This is a genomic window from Fusibacter sp., from assembly GCF_057447755.1.
Genome location: NZ_JBVBZF010000129.1, coordinates 1 through 9,598 on the forward strand (window position 1 = coordinate 1; position 9,598 = coordinate 9,598).

Below are 9,598 nucleotides of genomic sequence, written 5' to 3' on the forward strand. Positions count from 1 at the left end.
CTTGTTTTTAATGCACATTATTCGTGATGATGCCAACCGGTTTGTTGGAAGAATTAATCTGCAGATAAGTAAAAGTAATCTGGGAAGTAAAGCAGATCTTGGTTATAGAATCGATATGGACCATCAAGGCTTAGGATATGCTAGTCAGGCGGTCGAGCTTGTTGTAGACAAGGCCTTTAAAGAACTGGATATTGTAGAGATATCATCGGGGACTGCCATAGACAATTACGGGTCACAGAGTGTTTTAAGAAAGAATGGTTTTGTTGAAGTCGGAAAAGTAGATCAAGTTTTAAAGATAAGGGGTAGCTTTGTGGATGGCCTTTTATATTCAATAAAAAAGTAGATCTTTTAATCGTCTTATATTTGAGAGGGGCTTCTATGATGACGAAAGTTGACGTTTTAAAAATGAAAGAAAGTTTTCAAGAAAGAAATATTGAAATTGATTATTATGATACAAGAGAAGCTTTATTAGAGGGGCTTAAGGTTATTGTGGGTCAGTACAATACAATTGGCGTTGGAAATTCTCAGTCTTTAAAGGTATTAGGCATCACAGAGACCCTTTCAGCTATGGGAAAGACTGTGTATGATAAAACCCTTTTTAGTTCAAAACATGAAATTACAAAAGTTAAGAAGTTGGCTTTGACTTCTGATTGTTATATATCAAGTGCAAATGCAATCTCTTTGGATGGAAAGATTGTCAATGTGGACCATAGTGGCAATCGTGTTGCTGCGATTACCTATGGGCCAGAAAAAGTCCTTTTAATCGTTGGAACGAATAAAATTGAAAAAACAGAACAAGACGCCATCAAGAGGGCACTTAATGTAGCCACCCCTTTAAATGCAAAAAGAGCTAAAAGAAATCCGCCTTGCACTCGTGGAGAGGCATGCAGTGATTGTGTTCAAAGTGAAAGGGTTTGTAACTATGTTTCTATAATTAGGGGCCAGCATCAAAAGGGGAGAATGAAGATCCTTGTAATGGATGAAACTTTGGGCTTCTAAATCTTTTATGCCTTCTTGGAAGTAAACGATGACCCCTTCAATTTAGCATATCACCTTAATGGTCTATAGGGTAATTTGTCGGATTTGTTGTAGCTCACTGCATAAGATTCAATATTAATTTTAAAAAAAGATTACATCAGGGAGAAATCATATGATAAAGCATATTCATATTCTAGGCGCATCAGGTTCAGGCACAACAACATTAGGTGAAAAAATACAAAGTGAATTACATTTTAAGCATTTAGATACCGATCATTACTTTTGGATGCCGACAACACCCCCTTTTACAGAAAAACGTGATGTATCCAAGAGAATTGACCTTATCAAAAATGATATAAATCTTCACGATAGATGGGTTCTCACTGGTTCGTTATGTGGCTGGGGAGATTGTTTTATAGATGACTTTGATTTAGTCATATACCTTAGAATTCCTAAAGAGGTCAGAATGAAGCGTCTTGAACTTCGAGAAAAAGAACGCAACGGCGACGCAATTCTCAAAGGAAATGCCAGGTTTGAAGCCTATACCACTTTTATGGACTGGGCAGCATCTTATGATGAAGGTGGTCTTGACATTAGAAGTAAGGCCTTGCATTATCAGTGGCTTGATACTTTGAAGTGTAAGGTACTGAAAATAGAGGAGGACATTTCACTTGAACAAAAAATGATTTTAGTTAAAAAGATAATAAATGGAGAATGTCATGGAAAAGAATAGTTTAGGTTGTTTCGGAATCATAATAATAACCCTTTTAATTTTTTTTGGATCTGCTTTGATTTTAAGCCCAATGATCTCAAAATTAGGTTACACATCTGTTGAGAGTTCTTATCATTTAATGACGCATGCACTAATCGTATCTATGGTGGTGACAGTATTAACTTGTACTAAGATTATCGTTGATAAAATAGATTTGCTAATGGATAAGATTGATCAGCAGAATAAATAAATCTGATGTAAATCAATAATCTATAGAATGAAAAATAGGGAGGCCCCACATGGCAGTTTTGGTTTTAAATTTGATACTTTTTGTGATTGGTTTGGGCATATTTTATGCTGTAACGAGATCAGCTGTTTTATCAGCACTTGAAGAGTTTGAATATAATAAAGCGCTTAAGAGGAACGAGGCACTAAAAAACATGAGTGAAGATGAGCATTGGGATTCGTAAAGATATATAGCTTACACTATTGCTGGTAATACATAGGTTTGTTATAAGATTTAATTAAATTTTATTCTAATTCTTTTCAATTTTAAATTTTCTAAATCCTAAAATTATTTTAATCCTAGATTCTTTTAAGCGTACCTTATGAAGGGTTAATATAGACGATGTCGTGATAACTTATTGGTTAAGAAAATGGAGGCAAGTATGCGTGTTGAGGAAGCAATAAAACTCAGAAGCTTGGGGAAGTTGATTGAATCAAATGAACTGCTCAAATCACTCGTTAGAGAATATCCAGACGATGCAATCGTAAATTATCAGTGTGCTTGGAGTTATGATGTTCTTGAACTGGAAAAAGAGGCAATTCCATATTATGAAAAATCCATTGCCTTAGGACTACCTGATGAAGATTTGAAGGAAGCCTATCTTGGTCTTGGAAGTACTTATAGAGTAATAGGAAATTATGAAAAATCAAAATGTATCTTTGAAGAGGCAATCTCAAAGTTTGATGATAATTCACTGAAAGTTTTTTATGCAATGACTTTATACAATTTGAAGACACACTCACAATCAATGGACATACTTTTAAAATTATTGGCGACTACTTCAGAGGACCAGAGTATTAAACGCTATTCGAAAGCAATCAATTATTACTCAAGTAATTTAGATCACGTGGTAGATTGAGTAAAGGGTTTTTATATGGATGATACAATAAAATTTTGTTCTCGACATTATTAAGAAGAAAATCTATTTCTTTTAATCCTCTTTTGGAGGACGCGTAATTGGAGAGCAGAGAATTAAATAGAAAAAGGTGGGCATATGATTCAATCTATTGTACATATTGCACTTGTTGTAAGAGACTATGACGAGGCAATAGCGTTTTATACTGAAAAACTAAAGTTCGAACTTCTTGAAGATACTTATCAGCCAGAGCAAGATAAAAGATGGGTTGTAGTAGCTCCAAAAGGGTCAAAAGGTACAACCATATTACTCGCTAAAGCTTCAAATTCAACTCAAGAAGATTTTATAGGAAATCAGTCAGGTGGGCGGGTATTTTTATTTTTAAAAACGGATGACTTTTGGCGTGACTATAATGATATGATGCAAAATGGCATTGAATTTGTAAGAGAACCTAAAGAAGCTGATTATGGTACAGTCGCAGTTTTTAAAGATTTATATGGGAATCAGTGGGATTTACTTCAATTTAATGAGGCGCATCCTATGTCAAGCAGAACATAACAACATTTGAGCCACCTTCGATGTCTCAAACCAATTTTCGCTGACGCTGTTTGAGATTGAACATTTCTCATCACAGCTTTCGGCTCAAATTTTGTTGTATACAATCATTTAACGCCAAAACCTTGTTTTGTCGTTATCCATCTCATCTAACCGCTTTTCTCAAGTTGAAAATGCCTCTCAAAGTTGGCTGAAAACGAATGATATATAATAAAAATGGACTGACTTTAATTAGTCAGTCCATTTTTTTTTTCTAATTAGGACTCAAATCTGGACAATGAAGCCATATGGATTGTAATTCATTATGTATTTAATATAATGAAAGTGATCACTATAAACTACATAGTCTTTTATTTCTAGGCGAGAAACTGAACAACATAGCTCCAGCCTTCATCCTCATTGTTACAAGAATGTGCATGATTGGTTTTAACTATTGCAACACCACCTATTAATATAAGGACAGCCAACATGATTGTGATGAGTTTGTTTTTCTTCATTTTTAAACCTCCATTCAATATTTTTTAATTTGACTTAAGTATAAATAAGGAGCATATGATGAATAACTATTTGGGAACAATAATTAAATCAATTCGGATCAACAAGGGAATCACTCAAAAGGACTTAGCACAAGGTATTTGTACAATCAGGCAATTGACACGAATTGAATCTAATGAAAGCAGTCCAAGCGCATTTATATTGCAAGGATTCTCAACTAGAATAGGTGACGATTTATTAAAATATTTACCTTACTCAAGTGAAAAGGATGGTCATATAATCAAAATAGTCCTAGATGATGCATATCGATATTATAATAAGCATCAGTATTTCAAAGCACTTAGTGAGATTGAAAAACTTGATTATATAGATCACATTAATGATACGGCAATTCAACAAGAAGTTCTTTGGCTTAAATCAAGTGCACAAATACATACGAATCAATTTAATGGTAATTCAGACTATTTTGTGTCATTATTACGGTTGACTAAATCTTTGGAAAGAGTAGATGATGTTTTTAGTGACAGCTTATCTAAAATAGAGCTTGAAATAGTAAGCACCATCATCTATTTTCTATTAGAACAAGATGATTTAGTTCATGCACAAAAACTGATGTATCATTTGATAAATTACTACGAAGCAGATCATGAGATAAGACATTTTGCACCATATTTAAGAGCCTTGTATAACTTATCTAAAATCAGCTTCATGAATCATGAATATGGTAAATCTGTTGATTATGCAGAAAAAGGAATCGCTTGTTGTACTCGAAATAGTTGTTTAAGTCAGCTGGACAGGCTTTATAATATTGGTGGAAGAGCATATTATAAAGCCGGTGATGTCGAAAGGGGCAAACACTATTTGATACTTTATATTTTATTGTCTCAAAATCGAGTCGATCATTATCAACTTAAGACAATTTATACAACCTTAATTGAAAATTATGTTTAGCAATTATTACACTTTAGCCCTTTAATTTTTGTAGTAATGCTTCTTTTTATTGTAATTCTGCATAAAAACAATCACTGGAAAAACTAAGTAAACCATGAGTAGTGGCCATGCGTGTTTGATGATTGCCTTCTCTTCCTTAATAGTCATTGACTTATTAATCAAAGAAATGTTGATATCACTTAGTAAATTACTTGTTTCTATTTGCGTTATGCTAGTTGTTATGGGATTTAAAAGCCTATACCTGTTTAAAAACAAGAATTTTTCGGCATGCATAATTAATGTCGTGTTCTCATCGGTATCAACTAGGAAAAAGATTGAACCTTTTGTAGGTTCAATCTGATGGACAGTAATTGATTTTTCAACTCTATTTTCTATGAGTGATATATAGTTTTGCGAGAGCTGCTTTTCAGATATTGGGAAGAAGAGTATTCCAGCTATGAATAATAGTGAAGTCCCCAAAATCAGAGCCTTTAAATATTGTTTAGAGGTCATTCTCTTCTCCTTTCTCATTTTTAAAAGCGAGTTCCATGACGAAATAGAATAGTTGCTATATGCAAACATATGTGTATATACAGTCATACCAAAAGTGGTATTTTTCCAAGGTGAATATGCAAAGTAATTGCCATCATAGTATATATCCCCAGAACCTCTTCCAGCCTGTGTAATTTTATATTTCGTACCATAAAAACTGTTGGTATGTCCAGAGAAATTTTTATCTGTTAAAAAGTACTCTATTTGTTCATAGTCTGAATCAACGTCATAATGCGGAATTATAAATGATGTAACACTAAGCCCAAAACCCAAATAGGTCAAAACATTTTTACCTATTGCTAATGCTGGAGCAGCTGGAAGTGAAAGCGTACCTGCTATTAAAGCAGCCAAATTGCGTTAGTGCGCGTTTCATAAATACCGCCTCTAGATTGCGTTTTGAATTTCAACTACAAATGCTTTTACATATGTAGTTGTTAATTGAATATTATCAATAGTAGTTTTGGGTTTCAATAGACAAAAATGTCTAGTCACCAAACACCTGATTATCACCTCCAATGAGGACACATATTATGCACTTTTCAACTAAATAAAAGTATGGTATAATGATTTGTGTTTTCTTTTCGTTAGAAATTTACAAAATAAGTCAGTAAGACTTTAAGGAGGAAATGAGATGAAGCATATCAAAACTTTAAACAGTGGAACATTAAAAAGCTCTGCTGAACATGGTGGTTGTGGAGAATGTCAAACATCTTGCCAATCAGCTTGCAAAACTTCTTGTACTGTTGGAAATCAAGAATGTGAAAATAAATAATAGCTTCAGTTTAGAAAGCAGCTTGAAGCTGCTTTTCTTCATGCCTTTTGGCAAGCACTAGAAATGGAGGATTTAATGATTCATAAGTTTAAGCAAGGCGATCTTTATTTTGTCCTTGATGTAAATAGTGGTGCGGTGCATGTAGTAGATGAAATCGTTTTCGATGTATTAGAATATTATCCTAAAACCTCTCCCATTAATGTCGTAAAGAGTCTCATGGATCGATATCCAGAAGAGATGATCAAAGAAACAATAGATGAAATAGATGAATTGATTGAGCATGATATGTTATTTACAGATGATCAATATGTAAACTCAATCGAATTTCAAAATAGAAGTCCTGTCATCAAGGCAATGTGTTTACACATCGCTCATGACTGTAATATAAGATGTGCATACTGCTTTGCATCTCAAGGAGACTTTAAAGGCGATCGTTCAATGATGTCTTTTGAAGTGGGTAAAAAAGCCCTTGATTTGTTGGTTCAATATTCAGGTAACCGCCGAAATTTGGAAGTGGATTTCTTTGGTGGTGAACCCCTTATGAATTTTGAGGTGGTTAAGCAATTGGTTGATTATGGTAGAAGTTTAGAAGGCCCAAATAATAAGCGTTTTAGATTTACACTTACAACCAATGGCGTATTACTAAATGATGAGATTATGGCATATGTCAATGAGAACATGGAAAATGTCGTACTCAGTATTGACGGAAGAAAAGAAACCAATGATAAGATGAGATATACGATTTCAGGTGGTGGCACATATGATGTGATCGTACCGAAATTTAAAAAACTCGTTGATGGTCGTGAAGGCAAATCTTACTATGTAAGAGGGACGTTTACCAAATATAATAAAGACTTCGCAAAGGATGTATTACACCTTGCTGATTTAGGATTTAAATCCACGTCAGTTGAGCCTGTAGTGGCACATCCAGATGACCATTATGCGCTCTCAGAAGAGGATATTGAATACATCAATAGCCAATATGATGAACTGGCGGAAGAACTCATCAAGCGAAAAGGCACTGAGAAGGCGTTCTCATTCTTCCATTTTGCAATTGATATGAAGCAAGGACCATGTGTGGTAAAACGTCTATCAGGTTGTGGTGCAGGATCCGAATATTTGGCAATCACTCCTGAAGGAGATATTTATCCATGTCATCAGTTTGTTGGCGATGACCACTTTAAAATGGGCAATGTCATGGCTGGACTTCTTGACTTCGGTTTGACTAACGAGTTCAAGAATGCACATGTTTACAACAAGAAAAAATGTCGTGAGTGTTGGGCGAGATTCTACTGTAGTGGTGGCTGTCATGCAAATGCTTACAATTTTAATAAAGACATTTACATCCCTTATGACTTGGGATGTGAGCTCGAGAAAAAACGCATTGAGTGCTCAATTTATATTTATGGGAAGCTCAATGAAGAAAAGGGTGACTTATGATAAAGGATTTTAAATCTTTCAAACCTCAAATTCAACAAGACTGTTTTGTTGCAGAAAGTGCTGATATCATAGGACAAGTAATAGTAGAAGAAAATGCGAACATTTGGTATAATACAGTAGTTAGGGGTGACGTTGAACCTATTTTTATTGGAAATCATACAAATGTTCAAGATCAAGTCGTCATTCATGTCAGTCATGGCTTTCCAGCTAAGATTGGCGCCAAGGTCACTATTGGGCATGGTGCCATCGTTCACGGCTGTACTGTGGAAGATCATGTGCTTATAGGCATGGGAGCGATCGTTTTAGATGGTGCCTATATAGAAAAAAATTGCATCATAGGAGCGGGGGCTCTAATCCCACCAAACAAGAGAATTCCAAGCAATTCATTAGTTGTTGGCTCACCGGGCAAGGTTGTAAGAACCTTAACGGATGAAGAAATCGAACACATTGAGCAATCTGCTTTAGGTTACGTGGAATTGTCACAACATCATAAATCAAAATAGGGAGGATTCTAGATGAAAGGAAAAAATACGATCTTGTTTTTCCTAGTTGTTGCACTTATAGCAGGTCTTGCATTTGTGGCGATGAACGGGTTAACTATCGGCAGTTACACTTTAGAATCAGTAGAAGATTCAATGAATTTAGGCCTTGATATCAAGGGCGGCGTAGTCGTTGTGTATGAAGCGCTTACAGATGAGACAGGAACAGACTTAACGAGAACAATGGAACAAACGAAGCAAGTAATCGGGAAACGTGTCAATGAACTTGGCTTAACAGAGCCAGTAATCACGATTCAAGGTGACAAGCGAATTAGAATAGAATTACCAGGTGTCAGCAATGCGCAAGAAGCCATCAATTTGATTGGTCAAACGGCTCAACTTGAGTTTGCTAGAGTAACCGGTAGCACACTTGCCTATGCAGGTATGACTAAGGAAATGTTTGAATCAGAAACAGTCTTAACTGGTGAAAATATTGATGATGCTTATGTTTCAAGAGATACTTACAACCAGCCAGTTGTTGCTTTAAAATTTGATAGTGATGGTACAAATTTATTTACTGAAGGTACTAAGGCAGCTTCAGGAAATGGTACAATTAACGGTCAAATTGCAATTTTACTCGATGGCAAAGTTATTTCAGCGCCTTTTGTAGATTCAGTTATTGCAAAAGGTGAAGCCGTTATTGAAGGCAATTTCTCACTTGAGACTGCTAACGAGCTTGCAACTCTTATTAGAGGTGGAGCACTTCCAGTACAGCTTGAAGAAATTCAAACCTCTGTAATTGGTCCTACTTTAGGTCTTGATTCACTTAAATCAGCTTTAAACGCTGCTAAAATAGGCTTACTTTTAGTTGTATTGTTTATGTTAATCTACTACCGTATTCCTGGTGCCATTGCATCGATTGCACTTGCTTTATATGCGGTAATCGTGGTTTATGCCATGATTGGATTTAACGCAACATTAACTTTACCAGGTGTTGCTGGTATCGTATTATCCCTTGGTATGGCAGTTGATGCCAACGTTATTATCTTCGAGAGATTAAAAGAAGAAATGAAAGTTGGAAAATCACTAAGAGCTTCAATCGACAGTGGCTTCCACCGTGCGATGAGAACAATCATTGACTCAAACGTTACTACTTTCATAGCAGCTGTTATCTTATTCATATTTGGTGAAGGTCCAATCAAAGGCTTCGCAGTAACGCTTATGATCGGTATCATTTCAAGTATGTTTACAGCAGTTGTTGTCACTAAAACGTTATTGAAACTATCACTTGGTTTCACAGATCGTAAAAAACTCTATGGATCAAGGGGGTAGCTGAAATGAAAGAATTTAATTTTACACCAAAATATAAATTATGGTTCAGTATTTCAGGTGCTGTAATCATCCTAGGCATTGTCATGATGCTATTAAATGGCCTTAACTTCGGTATTGACTTCACTGGCGGTACCATGATGCAAGTAAACCTTAACCAAACGGTTTCGGTGAGTGAAGTAAATGACGTGATCAAAGCGTTTGATCTTTCACC

Annotated in this window: 14 protein-coding genes and 1 pseudogene; 13 read left to right on the plus strand and 2 right to left on the minus strand. The window is 35.3% G+C overall.

The window, feature by feature from the left end; all coding sequences use genetic code 11:
* The 7 genes from AC220I_RS13560 to AC220I_RS13590 form a co-directional block, all read left to right on the plus strand.
* On the plus strand, nt 1-343 hold a 343-nt coding region (locus AC220I_RS13560; RefSeq protein ID WP_486724384.1), incomplete at its 5' end, for a GNAT family N-acetyltransferase.
* Between the two features lie 35 nt (nt 344-378).
* Nucleotides 379-999: a lactate utilization protein gene (locus AC220I_RS13565; protein ID WP_486724385.1), complete on the plus strand. Its 621-nt coding sequence runs from the start codon at nt 379-381 to the stop codon at nt 997-999.
* Nucleotides 1,000-1,150: 151 nt separating this feature from the next.
* The gene (locus AC220I_RS13570) at nt 1,151-1,711 is read left to right on the plus strand and encodes an AAA family ATPase (protein ID WP_486724386.1); all 561 of its coding nucleotides are present in this window, start codon (nt 1,151-1,153) and stop codon (nt 1,709-1,711) included.
* Complete coding sequence (locus tag AC220I_RS13575; protein ID WP_486724387.1) at nt 1,698-1,940, plus strand: hypothetical protein; 243 nt, start codon at nt 1,698-1,700, stop codon at nt 1,938-1,940. Before AC220I_RS13570 ends, AC220I_RS13575 begins: the two co-directional genes overlap by 14 nt.
* Nucleotides 1,941-1,989: 49 nt before the next feature.
* Nucleotides 1,990-2,160 carry a hypothetical protein gene (locus AC220I_RS13580; RefSeq protein WP_486724388.1) on the plus strand — a complete coding sequence of 57 codons (171 nt, stop codon included), beginning with the start codon at nt 1,990-1,992 and terminating at the stop codon, nt 2,158-2,160.
* A gap of 198 nt (nt 2,161-2,358) precedes the next feature.
* Nucleotides 2,359-2,835, plus strand: coding sequence for a tetratricopeptide repeat protein (locus AC220I_RS13585; RefSeq protein WP_486724389.1), 477 nt, complete (start codon nt 2,359-2,361; stop codon nt 2,833-2,835).
* A gap of 135 nt (nt 2,836-2,970) precedes the next feature.
* Entirely contained in the window at nt 2,971-3,390 is a 420-nt protein-coding gene (locus AC220I_RS13590) for a VOC family protein (protein WP_486724390.1), read from the plus strand.
* A 353-nt stretch (nt 3,391-3,743) separates the two neighbouring features.
* On the opposite strand, the gene AC220I_RS13595 is transcribed toward AC220I_RS13590, so the two are convergent.
* Entirely contained in the window at nt 3,744-3,884 is a 141-nt protein-coding gene (locus tag AC220I_RS13595; RefSeq protein ID WP_486724391.1) for a hypothetical protein, read from the minus strand.
* Nucleotides 3,885-3,942: 58 nt separating this feature from the next.
* Here AC220I_RS13595 and AC220I_RS13600 point away from each other — a divergent pair, with 58 nt between their 5' ends.
* The gene (locus AC220I_RS13600; protein ID WP_486724392.1) at nt 3,943-4,833 is read left to right on the plus strand and encodes a helix-turn-helix domain-containing protein; all 891 of its coding nucleotides are present in this window, start codon (nt 3,943-3,945) and stop codon (nt 4,831-4,833) included.
* Between the two features lie 21 nt (nt 4,834-4,854).
* Here the strand turns inward: AC220I_RS13600 and AC220I_RS13605 are convergent, their stop codons facing one another.
* Complete coding sequence (locus AC220I_RS13605; protein WP_486724393.1) at nt 4,855-5,715, minus strand: hypothetical protein; 861 nt, start codon at nt 5,713-5,715, stop codon at nt 4,855-4,857.
* Between the two features lie 280 nt (nt 5,716-5,995).
* Between AC220I_RS13605 and scfA the strand changes: the two genes are divergently transcribed.
* The 5 genes and pseudogenes from scfA to AC220I_RS13630 all read left to right on the plus strand — a co-directional run.
* Nucleotides 5,996-6,136, plus strand: a complete 141-nt coding sequence (gene scfA, locus AC220I_RS13610; protein WP_486724394.1) for a six-cysteine ranthipeptide SCIFF — start codon at nt 5,996-5,998, stop codon at nt 6,134-6,136.
* A 75-nt stretch (nt 6,137-6,211) separates the two neighbouring features.
* The gene (scfB, locus tag AC220I_RS13615; protein WP_486724395.1) at nt 6,212-7,576 is read left to right on the plus strand and encodes a thioether cross-link-forming SCIFF peptide maturase; all 1,365 of its coding nucleotides are present in this window, start codon (nt 6,212-6,214) and stop codon (nt 7,574-7,576) included.
* Complete coding sequence (locus tag AC220I_RS13620; protein WP_486724396.1) at nt 7,573-8,079, plus strand: gamma carbonic anhydrase family protein; 507 nt, start codon at nt 7,573-7,575, stop codon at nt 8,077-8,079. The genes scfB and AC220I_RS13620 overlap by 4 nt, the downstream gene beginning before the upstream one ends.
* Nucleotides 8,080-8,091: 12 nt before the next feature.
* Entirely contained in the window at nt 8,092-9,387 is a 1,296-nt protein-coding gene (gene secD, locus AC220I_RS13625) for a protein translocase subunit SecD (RefSeq protein WP_486724397.1), read from the plus strand.
* Between the two features lie 5 nt (nt 9,388-9,392).
* Nucleotides 9,393-9,598 (plus strand): annotated as a pseudogene (locus AC220I_RS13630) (protein translocase subunit SecF); the annotation flags it as partial.

Excerpts from the sequence above, each read along its gene's own strand:
- AC220I_RS13575 (WP_486724387.1), top strand. The coding sequence starts at position 1,698 with ATGGAAAAGAATAGTTTAGGTTGTTTCGGAATCATAATAATAACCCTT.
- AC220I_RS13600 (WP_486724392.1), top strand. The coding sequence starts at position 3,943 with ATGAATAACTATTTGGGAACAATAATTAAATCAATTCGGATCAACAAG.
- AC220I_RS13570 (WP_486724386.1), top strand. The coding sequence starts at position 1,151 with ATGATAAAGCATATTCATATTCTAGGCGCATCAGGTTCAGGCACAACA.
- AC220I_RS13580 (WP_486724388.1), top strand. The coding sequence starts at position 1,990 with ATGGCAGTTTTGGTTTTAAATTTGATACTTTTTGTGATTGGTTTGGGC.
- AC220I_RS13590 (WP_486724390.1), top strand. The coding sequence starts at position 2,971 with ATGATTCAATCTATTGTACATATTGCACTTGTTGTAAGAGACTATGAC.
- AC220I_RS13565 (WP_486724385.1), top strand. The coding sequence starts at position 379 with ATGATGACGAAAGTTGACGTTTTAAAAATGAAAGAAAGTTTTCAAGAA.
- AC220I_RS13620 (WP_486724396.1), top strand. The coding sequence starts at position 7,573 with ATGATAAAGGATTTTAAATCTTTCAAACCTCAAATTCAACAAGACTGT.
- scfA (WP_486724394.1), top strand. The coding sequence starts at position 5,996 with ATGAAGCATATCAAAACTTTAAACAGTGGAACATTAAAAAGCTCTGCT.
- secD (WP_486724397.1), top strand. The coding sequence starts at position 8,092 with ATGAAAGGAAAAAATACGATCTTGTTTTTCCTAGTTGTTGCACTTATA.
- scfB (WP_486724395.1), top strand. The coding sequence starts at position 6,212 with ATGATTCATAAGTTTAAGCAAGGCGATCTTTATTTTGTCCTTGATGTA.
- AC220I_RS13585 (WP_486724389.1), top strand. The coding sequence starts at position 2,359 with ATGCGTGTTGAGGAAGCAATAAAACTCAGAAGCTTGGGGAAGTTGATT.
- AC220I_RS13595 (WP_486724391.1), bottom strand. The coding sequence starts at position 3,884 with ATGAAGAAAAACAAACTCATCACAATCATGTTGGCTGTCCTTATATTA.